Origin of the sequence: Streptomyces sp. NBC_01261 (assembly GCF_036226385.1) — a bacterium.
GTDB lineage: Bacteria > Actinomycetota > Actinomycetes > Streptomycetales > Streptomycetaceae > Streptomyces.
Window position 1 is genome coordinate 3,338,572 of sequence record NZ_CP108463.1, and the last position, 17,227, is coordinate 3,355,798.

General features: G+C 71.3%; 16 protein-coding genes. 5 read left to right on the forward strand and 11 right to left on the reverse strand.

Features of this window, described 5'->3' with window-relative positions; translation table 11 throughout:
• Position 1 precedes the first annotated feature (1 nt).
• The 3 genes from OG226_RS14275 to OG226_RS14285 form a co-directional block, all read right to left on the reverse strand.
• Positions 2-961 (reverse strand): ABC transporter ATP-binding protein, encoded by a 960-nt coding sequence (locus OG226_RS14275; protein ID WP_329353386.1) that lies wholly within the window; start codon positions 959-961, stop codon positions 2-4.
• Positions 962-1,097: 136 nt separating this feature from the next.
• On the reverse strand, positions 1,098-1,769 hold the full coding sequence (locus OG226_RS14280) for an ABC transporter ATP-binding protein (protein ID WP_329353388.1): 672 nt from the start codon (positions 1,767-1,769) through the stop codon (positions 1,098-1,100).
• 130 nt (positions 1,770-1,899) lie between these two features.
• On the reverse strand, positions 1,900-2,595 hold the full coding sequence (locus tag OG226_RS14285) for a TetR/AcrR family transcriptional regulator (protein ID WP_329349159.1): 696 nt from the start codon (positions 2,593-2,595) through the stop codon (positions 1,900-1,902).
• 174 nt (positions 2,596-2,769) lie between these two features.
• On the opposite strand from OG226_RS14285, the gene OG226_RS14290 reads away from it, so the two are divergent.
• Positions 2,770-4,248, forward strand: coding sequence for an MFS transporter (locus OG226_RS14290; protein WP_329349160.1), 1,479 nt, complete (start codon positions 2,770-2,772; stop codon positions 4,246-4,248).
• A 78-nt stretch (positions 4,249-4,326) separates the two neighbouring features.
• On the opposite strand, the gene OG226_RS14295 is transcribed toward OG226_RS14290, so the two are convergent.
• The gene (locus OG226_RS14295) at positions 4,327-5,250 is read right to left on the reverse strand and encodes an LLM class F420-dependent oxidoreductase (protein WP_329349161.1); all 924 of its coding nucleotides are present in this window, start codon (positions 5,248-5,250) and stop codon (positions 4,327-4,329) included.
• Positions 5,251-5,461: 211 nt separating this feature from the next.
• Here OG226_RS14295 and OG226_RS14300 point away from each other — a divergent pair, with 211 nt between their 5' ends.
• Positions 5,462-5,626: a hypothetical protein gene (locus OG226_RS14300; RefSeq protein ID WP_328677640.1), complete on the forward strand. Its 165-nt coding sequence runs from the start codon at positions 5,462-5,464 to the stop codon at positions 5,624-5,626.
• Positions 5,627-5,711: 85 nt separating this feature from the next.
• Here the strand turns inward: OG226_RS14300 and OG226_RS14305 are convergent, their stop codons facing one another.
• From OG226_RS14305 to OG226_RS14320, 4 genes are all read right to left on the reverse strand, one after another.
• Complete coding sequence (locus OG226_RS14305) at positions 5,712-6,185, reverse strand: DUF6099 family protein (RefSeq protein ID WP_328677642.1); 474 nt, start codon at positions 6,183-6,185, stop codon at positions 5,712-5,714.
• A gap of 211 nt (positions 6,186-6,396) precedes the next feature.
• Complete coding sequence (locus OG226_RS14310) at positions 6,397-6,723, reverse strand: nucleotide pyrophosphohydrolase (protein WP_328677644.1); 327 nt, start codon at positions 6,721-6,723, stop codon at positions 6,397-6,399.
• Positions 6,720-8,048, reverse strand: coding sequence for an ATP-binding protein (locus tag OG226_RS14315; RefSeq protein ID WP_329349162.1), 1,329 nt, complete (start codon positions 8,046-8,048; stop codon positions 6,720-6,722). The genes OG226_RS14310 and OG226_RS14315 overlap by 4 nt, the downstream gene beginning before the upstream one ends.
• 98 nt (positions 8,049-8,146) lie before the next feature.
• On the reverse strand, positions 8,147-8,542 hold the full coding sequence (locus OG226_RS14320) for a cell division protein SepF (RefSeq protein ID WP_328677648.1): 396 nt from the start codon (positions 8,540-8,542) through the stop codon (positions 8,147-8,149).
• Positions 8,543-8,741: 199 nt separating this feature from the next.
• On the opposite strand from OG226_RS14320, the gene OG226_RS14325 reads away from it, so the two are divergent.
• Positions 8,742-12,758 carry a bifunctional nitrate reductase/sulfite reductase flavoprotein subunit alpha gene (locus OG226_RS14325; RefSeq protein ID WP_329349163.1) on the forward strand — a complete coding sequence of 1,339 codons (4,017 nt, stop codon included), beginning with the start codon at positions 8,742-8,744 and terminating at the stop codon, positions 12,756-12,758.
• Between the two features lie 198 nt (positions 12,759-12,956).
• Positions 12,957-14,633: a hypothetical protein gene (locus OG226_RS14330; RefSeq protein WP_329349164.1), complete on the forward strand. Its 1,677-nt coding sequence runs from the start codon at positions 12,957-12,959 to the stop codon at positions 14,631-14,633.
• A gap of 7 nt (positions 14,634-14,640) precedes the next feature.
• Here the strand turns inward: OG226_RS14330 and OG226_RS14335 are convergent, their stop codons facing one another.
• A complete protein-coding gene (locus OG226_RS14335) occupies positions 14,641-15,156 on the reverse strand; it encodes a YceI family protein (RefSeq protein WP_329349165.1) in 516 nt (171 codons plus the stop codon).
• A gap of 123 nt (positions 15,157-15,279) precedes the next feature.
• Here OG226_RS14335 and OG226_RS14340 point away from each other — a divergent pair, with 123 nt between their 5' ends.
• Positions 15,280-15,771 (forward strand): MarR family winged helix-turn-helix transcriptional regulator, encoded by a 492-nt coding sequence (locus OG226_RS14340; RefSeq protein WP_328677653.1) that lies wholly within the window; start codon positions 15,280-15,282, stop codon positions 15,769-15,771.
• Between the two features lie 7 nt (positions 15,772-15,778).
• Here the strand turns inward: OG226_RS14340 and OG226_RS14345 are convergent, their stop codons facing one another.
• Together OG226_RS14345 and OG226_RS14350 are read right to left on the reverse strand one after the other, a co-directional pair.
• Entirely contained in the window at positions 15,779-16,378 is a 600-nt protein-coding gene (locus OG226_RS14345; RefSeq protein ID WP_329349166.1) for a sigma-70 family RNA polymerase sigma factor, read from the reverse strand.
• A gap of 123 nt (positions 16,379-16,501) precedes the next feature.
• Positions 16,502-17,137: a hypothetical protein gene (locus OG226_RS14350; RefSeq protein ID WP_329349167.1), complete on the reverse strand. Its 636-nt coding sequence runs from the start codon at positions 17,135-17,137 to the stop codon at positions 16,502-16,504.
• Between the last annotated feature and the right edge of the window lie 90 nt (positions 17,138-17,227).

Here is a 17,227-nt window from a genome sequence, read left to right on the forward strand (position 1 = left end):
GTTACCGCACAGTCTCCGTGCCGTCCGCCTCGGACTTCGCCCGCCGCGCCGCCTCGTCGGGCCATACGCCGATGTGGTCGCTCTCCAGGGCCAGCCGCACCCGCTTGCGCAGATGCAGCCGCTCCGTGAACTCGCTCGGCAGTTGCAGCCGTCCGCTGGCATCCAGTACCGCGTACTCCTCGGCGGTGAGCACCTCGACACCGTCCTCACCGGTGGCGACCCGGCGCAACACCTCAGTGGACGTACGGCCGTTGCGGATCCGTACCGTCCGCTGGACCTGCTCGGAGACCAGCGCGTCGTGGGTCACCACGATCACGGTGACGCCCAACTCCTCGTTGGCCCGGCGCAGCGCGGCGAAGACCTCGTCGCTGGTGGCGGTGTCGAGTTCGCCGGTGGGTTCGTCGGCGAAGAGCACCCGGGGCTCGTTGGCATTGGCCACGGCGACCGCGACCCGCTGCTGCTCACCGCCGGAGAGCGTGTCGGGCGTACGGTCCCGGCAGTGGCCGACGGACAGCAGATCGAGCAACTCCTCGGCGCGCGCCCGGCGTTGGGAGCGCTTGATCCCGGTGTACGTCATCGGAAGCATCACGTTCTCGGCCGCCGAGAGGTACGGCAGCAGATTCCGGGAGGTCTGCTGCCAGACGAAACCCACGGTCCCACGACGGTAGTCGAGCCGTTCGCGGCGCTTCATCGCCAACAGGTCGTGCCCGGCGACCTCGGCCGCACCCGCGGTCGGCACGTCCTGGCCGGAGAGGATGCCCAGCAGGGTGGACTTACCGGAACCGGACGCCCCGATCACCGCGATCATCTCGCCCTGGGCCACGGCCAGATCGAGCCCCTGGAGGGCCTGTACCTCGACGCCCTCGGTCTGGTAGATCCGCACCAGGTTCTCGCAGACGACCAGCCCCTCCTCGCGTCGCGGCACCGCGGCCTCGGCGGCCCGCCGACGCAGCTCGTCCAAGTCCGGTGCCCCGGTGGGCTGTTGATGAACTGCCACACGGTCCCCCGAGGAGATGAGAGGAGATGAAATGAAGTCTGCGGTTGCCGATGAGGATGTCGGACAGCCGCCAGGGTAGTGCGGAAGACCGACGACGCGGTCAGTCGTCCTCGACGATCCGCCCGTCCCGAAGTTCGAGCACCCGGTCGGCCAGCGCGAGGAGTTGCGTGTCGTGCGTGGCGACGAGCGCGGTGACCGACTCGCTGCGGACGACCGCGCGCAGCAGATCCATCACGGTGAGACCGGTGTCCGCGTCGAGCTGGCCGGTGGGTTCGTCGGCGATGATCAGGGCCGGGTTGTTGGCGAGCGCGCGGGCGATCGCGACCCGCTGCTGCTGGCCGCCGGACAGCTCGCCGGGACGCTGGTCCGCGTGGTCGGAGAGGCCGACCAGGGACAGCAACAGGTCGACGCGGGCCTCGCGTTCACGGGTCGGGGCCTTCCGCAGGCGCAGCGGCACCCCGACGTTCTCGGCGGCGGTCAGGATCGGGATGAGCCCGAAGGACTGGAAGACGAAGCCGATCCGGTCCCGGCGCAGTGCCAGCAGCCCGTCGTCACCGAGCCCGGCCAAGTCCGTGCCGTCCAGGGTGATCCGGCCGCCGTCCGGAGTGTCGAGCCCGCCGACCAGATTGAGCACGGTGGTCTTCCCGGACCCGGATCGCCCCCGGAGTGCGACGAGTTCACCGCGCGGCACGCTGAAGGAGACGCCACGCAGGGCATGAACAGCCGTGTCGCCACTGCCGTAGGTGCGGCGCAGATCCTCGACCACCACCATCGCGCCGCCCGCCGCCGCTCCGGCATCCGCGACAGCGCCACGCCCACCGAACTGCTCGCTCACACGCCCTCCCCCACCCCGTCCCGGTCCTGCAACCGCACCGTACGGTACGCCGACCGCCCAAGTCCCCTTACCCGCAGGGCGGAACGACCCGCCGATCTCGGACCGACGCCCCGCCCGCCAGCCGCTCCACCGTCGTGACCGTCTGGTCGAGGATCGTGTCGTAGAGACGCGCGTGGGCGGCGGGCAGCCCGGCGAGGAGAGGGCGCAGGGCGTCCGCCGTGGGGTCGGGGCCGGGGAGTTCGTCGAGCAGGGCCGTCATCTCCTCGTCGGGTCTGCGGTAGCCCTCGTAGACGGCGTGGCCGAGCATCGTCGAGGAGATGAGGGCCACGGCGAGGGCCAGGTCCTCGGCGGAGAGGCCGGCCGGGGTGAGGATCTCGCGGAGGCGGGTCAGGCCGGGGAGCCAGGCGGGGTGCCGGGTGGTCGTCATGTACGGCATGAGCTGCGGGTAGGGGCGGAGGTTGGCCTGGGCCGCCCGCATCCAGGCGCGGAGGCGGTCCGGCCAGGGGCCGTCGGCGATGGGGGCGCGCTCCATGGCCTCCAGGACGTGGTCGGCGGTGGCCTGGAGGAGTGCGTCGCGGTCCGGGAAGTAGCGGTAGAGGGCCATGGGGGCGGCGCCGACGACGTCGGCCACGCGCTTGATGGTGAGGGAGACGGCCGGTTCGGCGAGCAGTACCTCGACCGCGCCCTCGACGATCCGCTCCCGCGACAGCCGGGGCGGGCGCCCCCTGCCCCTGCGGCCGGAATCCGTCGCCACCTGCGTCATCCGCTGTACCTCTCCGTCCGCGACAGCCGTGCCCGGACAGGGGAAGGCTACCGCTCCGGCAGTTCTCGATCCCGCCTCGATCTATTTTGCGTACGTCATACGAAAAACATGCCAGACTCGTTTCGTTCAGCCCCGTGTCGCACGCACCAGCACGCATCAGCCGGAGGCTTCGCCATGTCCGCGTCCAGCTCCCCCTCCCCACCCGTTCCCGTCGAGGGGGTCGGACCGTCGCGCTCCGGCGCCGTCGTCTGGGTCCTGGCCCTCGGCGGGATCACCGTCTCGCTGATGCAGACGCTGATCATCCCGATCGTGCCCGAACTCCCCAAGCTGCTGAACTCCTCACCGTCCGACGCCACTTGGACGATCACCGCGACCCTGCTCGCCGGTGCCGTCGCCAACCCGGTCGTGGGGCGGCTCGGGGACATGTACGGCAAGCGGCGGATGCTGCTGCTCAGCCTGGTGCTGCTGATCGTCGGGTCCGTGATCGGCGCGCTCAGCGACACGCTCGTGCCGATGATCGTCGGGCGCACGTTCCAGGGCGTCTCGATGGCCGTCATCCCGCTCGGCATCAGCATCATGCGCGACGAACTCCCGCCCGAACGGCTGGGATCGGCAACGGCGTTGATGAGCGCGTCGCTGGGTGTGGGCGGTGCGCTCGGGCTGCCGACGGCCGCGTTCATCGCCGAGAAGGCGGACTGGCACGTGCTGTTCTGGACGGCGGCGGTGCTCGGTGCCGTGGTGGCCGCGCTCGTGGTGACGCTCGTCCCGGAGTCGGCGGTGCGCAGCGGCGGCCGGTTCGACGTGGTCGGCGGCGTCGGGATGTCGATCGGTCTGGTGTGTCTGCTGCTCGCCATCTCCAAGGGTGCGGACTGGGGTTGGGGCAGCGGCACGACAACGGGCCTGCTCGCCATGGCAGTCGTGGTGCTGCTGGTGTGGGGCTGGTGGGAACTGCGTACCGTACGGCCGCTGGTCGATCTGCGCACCACCGCGCGCCGCCAGGTCCTCCTCACCAACCTCGCGTCCGTGGTGTTCGGCTTCGCCATGTTCGCGATGTCGCTCGCCGTACCGCAACTGCTCCAACTGCCCACGTCCACCGGCTACGGCCTCGGCCAGACCGTGCTCGCGGCGGGGCTCGCGCTCGGCCCGTCCGGCCTGGTGATGATGGCGACCGCACCGCTCTCCGCCCGGATCTCGGCGACGGCCGGCCCCAAGGTCACCCTGATGCTGGGCGCGCTCATCGTGGCCGCCGGTTACGGGCTGGGGGTCGTCATGATGGCCGCGGTCTGGCAGGTCGTGGTGGTGTGCTGCGTGATCTCCGCGGGCGTCGGTTTCGCCTACGGCGCGATGCCCGCGCTCATCATGGGCGCCGTGCCGCTGTCCGAGACGGCCGCCGCGAACAGCCTCAACAGCCTGATGCGGTCCATCGGTACGTCCGCCTCCAGCGCCGTCGCCGGAGTCGTCCTGGCCCATATGACGACGAGCTTCGGCTCCCTCACCGTGCCCTCCCACAACGGCTTCCGCGTGATCATGGGCATCGGTTCGGCGGCCTCGCTCGCGGCGCTGGTGCTGGCCGCGTTCCTGCCGGGGCGACGGGTCCCGGTGGATGCGGGGGTGCCTGCGGCGGCCAACGAGGCGGCGGGGGCACGGAGTTAGGCACGGCGGCCCGGCAACACGCCGGTCGTGCGGCGGGCGGGGTCGACGCACCCCGCCCACACGGCACTGCTCCTGGGCCTACGACAGCTGCGTCTGCACCTGGGCCGAGATCAGCTCCAGGTGGTCCAGGTCGGAGAGGTCGAGGACCTGGAGGTAGATGCGCTCGGCGCCGATCCCGGCGTAGCGGCCGATCTTGTCGACGACCTCGGACGGGGTACCCGCCAGGCCGTTCTCCTTGAGTTCGTCGACCTCGCGGCCGATCACGGCGGCGCGGCGGGCGACTTCCTGGTCGTCCTTGCCGACGCAGACCACGAGGGCGTTGGAGTAGGTGAGGTCGTCGGCCTTGCGGCCGACCGCCTCGGCGGCGGCGCGGACCCGGCCGAACTGCCGCTCGCTGTCCTCGATCGAGGCGAACGGCATGTTGAACTCGTCGGCGAACTGCGCCGTCAGCCTCGGGGTACGGCTCGCGCCGTGGCCGCCGATCAGCACGGGGATCCTCGCCTGCGCGGGCTTGGGCAGCGCGGGCGAGTCGGTGAGGTCGTAGTGCGTGCCGTGGAAGTCGAAGGTGTCGCCGGGCCCGGTCGCCCACAGGCCGGTGACGATCGCCAGCTGCTCCTCCAGGCGCGCGAACTTCTCCTTCGGGAACGGGATGCCGTACGCCGTGTGCTCCTGCTCGAACCAGCCCGCGCCCAGGCCGAGTTCGACCCGGCCGCCCGACATCTGGTCGACCTGCGCGACCTGGATGGCGAGGACACCGGGGAGGCGGAAGGTGCCGGCCGTCATCAGGGTGCCCAGCCGGATGCGCTTGGTCTCGCGGGCGAGACCGGCCAGGGTGATCCAGGCGTCGGTGGGGCCGGGGAGGCCGTCGCCGGAACCCATGGCGAGGTAGTGGTCGGAGCGGAAGAAGGCGTCGAAGCCGAGATCCTCGGTGGCCTTGGCCACGGCGAGCAAGGTGTCGTAGGTCGCCCCCTGCTGGGGCTCGGTGAAGATGCGCAGATCCATGGTTCCATCCTGCACGCTCGGGTCCCGGTCAACCCCATCGGTCCCTACGGCCCATCTGGTGCCCGGTCGGGTGAAATTGCGTCAACCGTGCGCACGGGGGGCGCCCGCGCCAGTGACCGGCCCCGTCGATGATCGTTGGCTCGGGCGGAGCCGGACCGCCCGGATTCCCGCCTCCTCCTCGCCGGGGAGGCCACGGGCCGAGGAGGCCGTCATGTCCGAAGAAGCCGTGCCGCAGCAGGGCGGACCTGCACAACCCAAGGGGTTGTTGCAGCAGATGGAAGAGCTGATGGCGTCCCTGAACGCGGACCTGTCCGCCCTGAACGCGGACCTGCAGTCGACGTCGATGGACGACACGGATCGCGTGAAGCGCCCTTAAAGGGGCGCGGGGAACTGCGCGACCAGCCACGACGGCGTCGCGCAGACCCTACAAACCGCACCCACCACGGCGCTCCCCCGCAGCGTCACCCCGCCTCCCGCTCCGGTATCGCCGCGGCTTCCCGGTCCGCGAGTCTGCGCAGCATCTCCAGCACCCGGTCCCGCGACTCGTCCGCCGCGTCGATCGCCTCCATGCACTGCCAGTACGTCCCCTCGTCGTCCGCCGCGCAGGCGATGCCGACGAGGGCGATACCGACCTCGCCGAGCAGCCCGCCCAGGCACAGCAGGGCGAGGCGGGCGTCGCCCAACTCCGTGAGCTGGGCCGCGCGTAAGTCCTCGATGGCGAGCACCGGGGTGTCGAGGACTCCGCAGCCCCGGCCCGCCAGCTCGGTCAACCCCAGTGCCTCGCCCCGCAGTTCGGGTGGTCCGAAGACGGCGAGGCGGCTGCCTATCGCCTGGGCGAGCGCCTGCGCCTGCCACACCTCCGTCAGGGTCTCCGGCACGCCACCGCTTCCGGCCAGGGCGCGCCTGCTCGTCACGATGAGCCGCATCGCGTCCATGCGCTGCCCCTGTCCTGTCCCGACGCGCTGTTCGCACGTCCGCCCGAACTCCCCTGTCCACTACCCAGAGTGAGAGTCCCTGAGACGAAAAGCCAGAGGAAGGCGGAAATCTGTGGACAACAAATCGGTTGCGGACAGATGAACGACTCCGGAGAGTGAAAATGGACGCTCCGACTCCAACAAACGGTCGGCTACGACTACGAGTTGTCGGCTACGGCGCCGGGAACCTGCCCTCGTTCCGGTCGATCTTCGCGTCCAGCGCCGCGAGCGGATCGATGCCGAGCACCTCGCACAGTTGGAGCAAGTACGCGAGGACGTCGGCGACTTCGTCCCGTACCCGGTGCGCGCTGTCCGGGTCGTCCATCACCCGTGTCGACTCCTCGGGGGTCAACCACTGGAAGATCTCGACGAGTTCGGAGGCCTCCACACTGAGCGCGGAGACGAGGTTCTTGGGGGTGTGGTAGGGCTGCCAGTTCCGCGTGGCCGCGAACTCGGCCAGTCTGCGCTGCAGTTTCGCCACGTCGAGATGTTCTGTCACGGGTCCAGGTCTACCACCGTGACGCCGTCGATCCGAGTCGCCCAGGACGCGTCGCTCACGGCGCCGACCAGCCGGATGTGCCCGCGCTCGCACATCCGCGCCGCGAGCCGCAGCAGTTCGGCCCGTTGCCGTACGTCCACTCCCCGGTCGAGGCCATCGGCGAGGACGGTGAGCGTCTGCATCGCGGCCGGGACCTCGCCGGGCGGGTCGACCTCCAGCACCCCGGGGCCGGTGAGGAGCACCAACGCCATTGCCGTGTAACGGAGTTCGCCGTCACCGAGCCGCTCGAAGGCGGTGCGCAGGCCGTCGCCCCGGTCGAGCACCGCGCGGAGCATGCCGTCGGTCAGGGGTTCCGCGAGGACGTCCACCACCGGCCCGGCACACCCCGTGCGCACCGCCGTGACGAGCTGCCCGTGCCGGCGCCCGCACTCGGACCGGGTGCGCCACAGCACGTCGGCGAGGTTGCCGCAGTCCCGCGACAGGCGCCCGTCGCCGATCGGCACGGCATCACGCATCCGCTCGGGTGCCGGATCGCAGGCGAAGACGGAGCGCAGGGCGACCACCATCTGCTCGGCGGCGGCCAGGACCTGGCGCTGCCCGTCGGTCTTTCCGGCGACCCGCAACGGCAGCAGGGCGGTGCCGAGCCGGTCGTCCGGCAGGGGTGCGCGGGTGACCGGCGACGAACCCGCCGTATGCCAGGCGGCCTGCACGAAACGGCGGGACGGGTCGCGCAGCGCGGTCTCCAGGAGGACCAGGCCGCCCGACGTCAACCGCTCGCCCACGATGCGCAGTTCGGGCTCGGCCTGCACGGCGACGTCGAGCCGTACCGGGCCCTCGGGCCCGTCCGCCGTACAGCCGATACGGAATCCGCGTCGGCGCTGGGCGTCGGGCCGGGCCCGTTCCGGGACGCAGGCGACCGGGTCCGGGAAGACCTCGCCCACCTCGCTCCCGCCGCCGAGCCGCGCGAGTGCCTCGTACGCCCGCAGCGCACTCGTCTTGCCGCAGCCGCTGGGCCCGGTGAAGAGGGTGAGCGACCCGAGCGGGAACCCGGCGCCCCGGTGCGTGGCGAACGCCGACAGGCGCAGTTCGGTGAGGTGCGGCCGGTCGGGGTGCGCCTCGACGCGCCCGGGGTCCGTCGACTCGGGCGTCCGCGACGACGGCGGGGCGACGCCGGCCGACGACTCCGGCGCGGGCCGGGTCCGGCGCGAGCCGGCTTCGGGCGACCGCCCCTGCGGCGGCACGGACTCGGACGACCGGGAGGACGCGGGCGGCGTGCTGAACCGGGAGGAGCCGGACGGCTGGGGCGACTGTGCTGACACGGTCATATCCGGACCGTAGGCCTCCGCCGGCAGGCGAACCGTTCCGCCCCCGAGACCTTCCTACGATCGAGGGACCGGCCCTGCCTCTCCCGTCGCCCGGGATCTCACACGCCCGGGACCCCCGCGCCCTCCATCAGCCCCTGCACCTCGGTCCCCGGCGGGGTGAGCAGGAACACGTTCCGGTCGACGCGGGTCATCCCGCTGGCCAGGCCGAAGACGACGCCCGTGCTGAAGTCCAGCACCCGCTTGGCGACTTCCGTCTCCGCGCCGGTGAGGTCGAGCAGCACCGGGATGCCCGCCATCAGGGTCTCCGCGACCTCGCGGGCGTCCCCGAACACGTTCACCCGGAGGACGACGAAGCGGCGGCGCGGCTCGGTCCGGGCCTCGGGTATCGAACGGTGGCCCACGGCGGACGGCCAGGCGTCGCGCCCCCGCAGCGGCACTACCTGGGCGAGCCCTTCCCACTGTTCGTCGGTGACATCGTGGCTGTTCACCGGCATGCTCCGTCCTGGGTCGCGCTGGCAGTCTGCATCCGCCAATTGTTGCGCACTGTCACCCGTTCAGCCCAACTGCGACACACTCCGCGACAAGATCGGGCCGCATCTCACAGTGGACCCCGCCCGGTTGTGCACCGGGCGTAACCCCTCATGATCGGGCCGCGTGACCTCGGCGTAACGGGCAATTCGTACGGTCTACGGCATGACGAAGCCCCCCACGCGACAGGTACGGACGGTCTGCTCGTACTGCGGTGTGGGCTGCGGCATGCTGCTCGACGTCGGCGCGGGCCCCGACGGCAGTCCTACGGTCCTCAGGGCGTCCGGCGACAAGGCGCACCCGGCGAACGGCGGCCGGCTCTGCACCAAGGGCGCCACCACGGCCGAGATGCTCGCCGCGCCGGGCCGGCTGACCGGGGCGCTCGTGCGGGGCGAGCGCGGCGCGGAGTTGGTGCGGGCACCCGTGGCCGACGCGATCGCGGAGACCGCGCGACGGCTCCGGCGGATCGTCGACGAGCACGGGCCGGACGCGGTCGCCCTCTACGTCTCCGGGCAAATGAGCCTGGAGGCGCAGTACTTGGCGAACAAGCTGGCCAAGGGGTTCGTCCGGACGAACCAGATCGAGTCCAACTCCCGGCTGTGCATGGCGAGTGCGGGCGCCGGTTACAAGTCGTCGCTGGGCGCGGACGGGCCGCCGGGGTCGTACGAGGACTTCGAGCGCGCGGACGTGTTCCTGGTCATCGGCTCCAACATGGCCGACTGCCATCCGATTCTCTTCCTGCGGATGATGGAACGGGTCAAGGCGGGCGCCAGGTTGATCGTCGTCGACCCGCGCCGGACGGCCACGGCGGCGAAGGCGGACCTCTTCCTGCAGATCGCACCCGGCACCGATCTCGCCCTGCTCAACGGGCTGTTGAGGCTGCTGCACGAGAACGGACACACCGACCCGGAGTTCATCGCCGCGCACACCGAGGGCTGGGAGGCGCTGCCCGCGTTCCTCGCCGACTACGCGCCGGACGCCGTCGCCGCCCTCACCGGTCTCGCCGAGGACGACATCCGTACGGCGGCCCGGCTGATCGGCGAGGCGGGCGAGTGGATGAGCTGCTGGACGATGGGCCTCAACCAGTCCACTCACGGCACCTGGAACACCAACGCCCTGGTCAACCTGCATCTCGCGACCGGCGCCATCTGCCGCCCCGGCAGCGGCCCGTTCTCCCTCACCGGCCAGCCGAACGCGATGGGCGGCCGTGAAATGGGCTACATGGGGCCGGGGTTGCCGGGCCAGCGGTCCGTACTGGTCGACGCGGAACGGGAGTTCACCGAGGAGGTGTGGGGTCTGCCGCCCGACACCATCCGCGGGGACGGCGTCGGCCGAGGGACCGTGGAGATGTTCCGGAAGATGGCCGACGGCGACATCAAGGCCTGCTGGATCATCTGCACCAACCCGGTCGCCTCCGTCGCCAACCGACGCACCGTCATCGAGGGCCTGGAAACAGCCGAGTTCGTCGTCACCCAGGACGTCTTCACCGACACCGAGACCAACGCCTACGCCGACGTCGTCCTCCCCGGCGCGCTGTGGACCGAGTCCGAGGGCGTCCTCGTCAACAGCGAACGCACCCTCACGCTGGCCCGCCCCGTCGTCGCCCCACCCGGCGAGGCGATGCCCGACTGGCGGATCATCGCGTCCGTGGCCTGCGCGATGGGCTACGAGAAGGGCTTCTCCTACGACAGCGCCGAGCAGGTCTTCGAGGAGATACGGCAGTTCTGGAACCCGGTGACCGGCTGGGATCTGCGTGGGGTGACGTACGAGAGGCTGCGGTCCACGCCGGTGCAGTGGCCGTCGGCGGAGGAGGACGGCCCGGACCGCAACCCCATCCGGTACGTGGGCGGGGGCGAGCTGCGCTTCCCGACTGCCAGTGGCCGAGCCGTCTTTCACGCCCGCCCGCACCTGCCGGCCGCCGAACTGCCCGACGACGACTACCCGTTCGTGCTGAACACCGGGCGGTTGCAGCACCAGTGGCACACGCTCACGAAAACCGGCAGGGTCGCCAAGCTCAACAAGTTGAACCCCGGACCCTTCGTGGAGCTGCATCCGCTGGACGCGCGGGAGTTGGGGATCGCTGAGGGCGACTCGGTGGAGGTCGCTTCGCGGCGGGGGCGGGCGGTGCTGCCGGCCGTGGTGACCGACCGGGTGCGGCCGGGGAACTGTTTCGCGCCGTTCCACTGGAACGACCTCTTCGGCGAGTATCTGAGCGTCAACGCGGTGACGAGCGACGCGGTGGATCCGGTGTCGTTCCAGCCGGAGTTCAAGGTGTGCGCGGTGGCGCTGACGAAGGTGGCGAGCGCTCCACCGGCACAGCCGGAGGTCGTCGCGCCGGCCGCCACCACCCCGGCCGGGAATCCCTTCGGACTCGATCCCGTCCCGCCGCCCGTCCTCACCGCACGCGAACGCCTCTACCTGACCGGCTTCCTCGCGGGCATCGAATCCGGCGCCCCGGGAGTCCCGACGCTTCCGCCGGACGCGCCCTTCGGCGCCGAACACGCCTTGTGGGTCAACGGAGTTCTCGCCGGGATGTATTCGAGGTCCACGGCCGCTCCCGCGCAACCGCCGCGCCCCGGGCGGCAGATCGTCGTCCTGTGGGCCTCGCAGACCGGCAACGCCGAGGAGCTGGCGACGGCCACCGCCGAACGGCTGGGCTCGGCGGGGCACCGGACGACCCTGCTCGGCATGGACCAGGCCGACGCCGGCACGTTCCCCGCCGACGCCGATCTCCTCTTCATCACCAGCACGTTCGGCGACGGCGACGCCCCCGACAACGGCTCCGGCTTCTGGGACACGCTCGCCGGCGAACAGGCACCACGGCTGGACGGAGTGCGGTTCGCGGTGCTCGCCCTGGGCGACTCGTCGTACGACGACTTCTGCGGGCACGGGCGCCGACTGGACGCCCGGCTCGACGAGTTGGGCGGGGTGCGGCTGGCCCCGCGTACGGACTGCGAGCCTGACTTCGAGCCGTCGGCGGACGCCTGGCTGGGTCAGGTCATCACGGCGCTCGGCACCGACACCGAAGCCCCGACAGCACCACCCCGGGTCACCAAGCCCGCCCCCGTCGCCGCCCGGCTCGTCGGCAACCGCCTGCTCAGCCGCCCCGGCGCGGGCAAGGAGGTCCGCCGCTTCACCTTCGACACCAGCGGCACCGACCTCACGTACGAGACCGGTGACGCACTCGGTGTGCGGCCGGTCAACTCGCCCTCCCTGGTGCACGAATGGCTCACCGCCACCGGCACCGACGCCGCAACGGTCGTAGAACTGGCGGGTCTTGGAGAGCTTCCCTTCGCCGAGGCGCTCCAGCGGCAGTTGGACATCACCCGGATCACTCCGGACCTGCTGCGCTTCGTGGCCGAACGGGCGCGGGACGAGCGGGAGTTGCGCGGGCTGCTGCGGGCCGACAACAAGGACCGGCTGGCGCAGTGGAGTTGGGGGCGGCAGGCGGTGGATGTGCTGGGCGAGTATCCGGTGAAGGCGGGGGCCGAGGAGTGGGCCGGGGTGCTCAAGAGGCTTCAGCCGCGGCTGTACTCGATCTCGTCCAGTCCGCTCGTCGACCCGCACAGCGTCTCGCTGACGGTGTCGGTGGTGCGGTACGAGGGGCTCAACGGGCGCCCGCGCGGCGGGGTCTGCTCGCCGTTCCTCGCCGATGCCGACGCCGGGGCGGGGGCGGGGACCGAAGTGCCGGTGTTCGTGCAGCGCTCGCCGCACTTCCGGCCGCCCGCCGATCCCGCGACACCGATGGTGATGGTCGGGCCCGGCACCGGTGTCGCGCCGTTCGTCGGGTTCCTTCAGGAGCGGCGCGCGCTCGGGCATCCCGCGCCGAACTGGCTGTTCTTCGGGGAGCAGCATCGCGGGACGGACTTCTACTACGAGGAGGAGTTGACGGGGTTGTTGGACGAGGGTTCGCTCACCCGGCTGGACACGGCGTTCTCCCGGGACCAGCGGGCGAAGGTGTACGTGCAGGACCGGATGCGGGAGCACGGGCCGGAGTTGTGGCACTGGTTGCGGGAGGGTGCCCACTTCTATGTGTGCGGGGACGCCTCGCGGATGGCGAAGGACGTGGATCGCGCGCTGCGTGACATCGCGGTCGCGCACGGCGGGCTGGACGAGGACGAGGCTGCCGCGTACGTGAAGCAACTGGCGGCGGCTAAGCGGTATGTGCGCGATGTTTACTGAATGAACTGATGGCCACGGCGAGTTGAACAATGCCGTTCGAGTTTGCCCTATTTGGGCCACAACGAGGCCTTCTTACCCGTCTCACACCGGAATCTTCTCGATTGCCGACACCTCGCTCACCGGGCGGGATTAGCGTCCCGTGTCGTGCACTTGGCAGAAACACAACAGGTGGCACCCGGTCGGCGGACACAGTCGGCGGTGTCCGCCCCGGAGCCTCCCGCGCAGTGGCACCGCATCCTCACCCTGCTCGCCGACATCAGTCTGTTCATCGGCGTCCGCCCGGTGTGGACGGAGGCCGCCGGCCACCGGCTCGTCGTGGCCGCGGTCGTCTGCCTCTGCTACGCCTCGATCCTGGTGTGCGGGGTGCTGGCCCTCGTGGTCCGCCGGACACGGTCGCTGGCCCGGATCGATCTCGCCGTCCTGGTGACCGCGGTCCTGCTGGCGCTGTCCGCGTGGTCCGTGTTCCACACCGGCGGCGACGAGGCGGTCCTCACCACCCAGGCCGCCAGGGAACTGGTCGCCGGACACCCGATCTACGGCCACCCCTGGCCGTGGCTCTTCCACCCCAGCCACGGCGTCGCCCTCACCCCGACGGTGACCGGCGGCTACGACTACACCTACGGCTATCCCCCGCTGGAGACGCTGCTGACGGCGCCCCTGCTGTGGATCGGCCACGATGGCGCCCCCGCGACGGCCGTCGCGACCGGCGCGCTGATCGCCGCCGCCATCCTCATGTGGCGACTGCTGCCCACGCAGTGGCGGTCGGCGGCCACCATGGCGTGCCTCGGCCTCGGCCTGCTGCCGACCTACGGCCGTCAGGGCTATCCGGCCGTGCTCGCCCTGGCGTTGCTGGTGCCGGTGGTGATCCGCTGGCCCCGGATCGGCAGGGGCGGCCGGCTCGGCCGGGCCGGGATCGCGCAGGCCGCGTGCCTGGGGGCGGCCTGCGCGGCGCAGCAACTCCCCTGGTTCCTCACGCCGTTCCTGCTCGCCGGGATCTACGCGGTGCGACGCGGTGAACTCGGCGCCCGGCAGGCCGCGTCGGTGCTGCTGCGGATCGTCGGGGTCGCCGTCACCGTGTGGCTGCTGATCAACACGTACTTCATCGTGCACGAGCCGGGCACCTGGCTGCGGGGTATCGCGCTGCCGTTGACGCAGGGTGCGGTGGTGCACGGTCAGGGCCTGGTGGACATCTCGCTGTACTTCACGAACGGCAGCGACCGGCTCGACTGGTACTCCCACGCGAGCATGCTGCTGGCGGCGGGTCTGCTCGCCGTATTCGTGCTGTTCGTACGGCGGTTGGGCCCGGCGGCGACCGTGCTGCCGTGGTGCGCCTTCTATCTGGCGACCCGTTCGCAGGACGGCTACTACCTGCTGATGACGCCGCTGTGGCTGGCCTCGGCGGTGACGGCGCCGATCGCCGAGTTCCGTACGGCGTGGCAGCCGCGCCCCCGGCTGCTGTCCGGCCCGCACCGCCGGCAGGCCCGGGTCGCGGCGGCCGTGCTGCTGGTCACGCCCGCGCTGGCGAGCGCCGCGGTGGCGGCGACGGGGGCACCGCCGATGGACATGCGACTCACCGGTGTGCGGCGCGCGTCGCCCACCGTCGTGACCCGGCTGACCCTCAAGGTGACCAACGCGTCCGGCACCACGCTCGCACCCCACTACACGCTCACCACGGGCCAGGGCATGAGCAGGTACTGGTCCCAGGTGGGCGGCCCGGCGACGCTGCCCGCGCACAGCACGGAGACCGTCGAACTCCGGCCGCCAAACGGGACGTTCACCCTGCCGCACAAGAAGGTCCGCATCCGGGTGCGTGCCTTCACCGCCACCCCGCAGACGCTGTCCAGTTCGGACATCCGTCTGCGGCTTGCCGATTGACGGTCCGTCAGGCGGCCGTACGCACGAAGCGGAGCGTGGTGGTCACGGCGGTCAGGCCGCGCAGCATGCCCAGCTGGTTCCAGCCCAGGCCGAACTGGTCGCGGTCCACGGTGAATTCGGCGTCCAGCGTGAGCGCCTCGCCGGTCGTGTCCTTGAGGCGGGCCGTGAAGGTCTGCGGGCGGCTGATGCCGTGGACGGTCAGCTGACCGACGACGTGCACGGTGTCGCCGTCGCGCAGTTCCGCGCTGCGTACGGCGAAGGTGATCTCCGGGAACTTGTCGGTGTCGAACAGGTCGGCGGACCGCAGATGCTTGTCGCGCTTGGCGTTCTTGGTGTCCAGGGAGGCGGCGTCCAGGGTCAGCGTGCCGATCGCGGAGCCGTCGCCCCGGACCTCGCCCTGACCGCTGACGGTGCCGAAGACGCCCTTCACATTGACCAGGCCCCACATCGTCCTGTGGCTGATGCCCACGGTGGAGGCGGCCTGGTCGAGCTGCCACACCCCGGTCTCGACGGCGACGGTCATGATCTCTCCCACTGGTTCCGATAGTCCAAATTTGAATGAGCCTTGATGAGCCTCACGCTAGTCCATTATCCAAATCTGGACAACCACCTCCTCCAAAATTGGACAACAGGTAGACTCGACACCATGGCCGACCCCGCTGAGCACCCTGCCGACCAGCTCCAATGCCCCTCCATGCGGGGCGACGGGCTGCTCCCGCCCGAGCTGCGCGCCTGGATGCTGCTGCTGGCGGCGACGGGTGCGGTGGAGCAGGAGCTGCGCTCGGTCGTGAAGGGGAACCTCGACGTCTCGCACGACGAGTTCCTGGTGCTGTGCCTGCTGGCCGAGCAGCCCAAGGAGGGGCTGCGGATGACCCGGATCGCTGAGCTGCTGGGCCGGCCCAAGACCCGGCTGACCTATCAGATCGCCTGCCTCCAGCACGCGGGCCTGGTCACCCGCAAGTCCGTCTGCGGCGACAAGCGCGGCATCGAGGTCGCCCTCACCGACAAGGCGACCCAACTCCTGCGCGAGGCCTCCGGGTCACTCGCCGAGACGGTCAGGCGCGGGCTCGCCCAGTTCGTGGGGCGCGAGCAACGGGACGCGCTGGACGCGCTGTTCCCGGATCGCGCCGCCACCTGACGCCGCTCTAAAGGGCGTTGGGGGCACCCCCGTCCGCCAGCAGGTCCAGGAGTGTCGCCCGGGCCCGGGCCACCCGCGAACGAACCGTCCCCACAGGACAGTTGCTGAGTTCCGCCGCCTCCTCGTAGGGCAGGCCCAGGAGTTGGGTGAGGAGGAACGCCTCGCGGCGTTCGTCCGGCAGGACGGCGAGAAGGTCGAGGAGCGCCACCCCGTCCTCGAAGCCGGGGAGGCCCCGGGGTTGGGCCAGTTCCACGGCCAGTTGCCAGTCCTGGACGTCGGACAGGCGGGGACGGGCGGCGGCGCGGCGGTAGCTGTCGATCACCGCGCGGCGGGCGATGGACAGCAGCCAGGTGCGGGCCGAGGAGCGGCCCTCGAAGCGGTGCAGGCTGCCGAGCGCCCGCAGGAACGTGTCCTGCGCGAGGTCGTCGACCGCCTGCGGGTCGGCGCAGAGGTGGGAGACGTAGCGCAGCACGTCGCGGTGCAGGGCGCGTACGAGGTGGTCGACGGCAACGGAGTCGCCGTGGCGGGCGGCGAGCGCCCAGTTGGTCAGTGACTCGTCGCTCGACTCCGTCACGTCGGGCGATGCGGGCAGGGTAGGAGTGCTCACCTGAGGTCCTTCTCGGTCACCGTGAAAGGGGATCGGCCGTCCCGCGCCGCCCGGAGGAGGCGTGGCGCGGGGGTACGGCCCAGGCCCGGGGCGCGTAGGCGCGGCCCGGGGTGCCGGCTGTCGTCAGGCGACAGCGGTCCCCGGGGGCGGACCCCGAGAGGTGATCGCGTGGACGAGAAGGAGAAGCCGCGGCGCCCGCTCGGAACGGGGGCGGCGCGGACGGAGACGCGGACGGTGCGGCGGGGTGGGGAGTGCGAGCAGCAGTCGTAGCGGAGCGATCAGTCGTCCGGTCACGGCTCGCAGGACGCGGAACGCGGCGCGCTCGCCGTGCGCCAGCCACAGGCCGCAGAGCAGGGCGGCGAGGAGGTGGGCGGTGAGCATGCCGGGCGAGGAGGTGCCGGCGGTGGTGGCCGACATATGGCCCATGTCCATGGAGTCCGTGGCGCTCATGTGCATGGAGCCCATGTCTGCCGACCCCATGTCCATGGACATGGGCTGGCCTGTCGCGGGTTCCCCCAACGAGAACGCCGTGTGGAGGGCGGCCTGGGCGGCGACCACGAGGGTCACGATCAGGGGGAGGCCGCGTTCACGGCCCGCCAGGGACCAGCCGGCCGCGCCGGTCGCGGCCAGGCCGGTGGCCAGTGCCCAGGCCGGCACGTGGTGGCCGGACATCAGGACGTGGGCCAGGGCGGCGAGCACCACACAGACGGCCGCGAACATCGCGGCCCGTACCGTGCGCGCACACCACCCTGCCGTCATGGCGCCTCATCCTGGCATCCGAACCTGGGTCTCAGCCGTGGGTACGGTATTTCCCGGCCCGGTGCTCAGTGGTGGTGACGGTGATGGTCG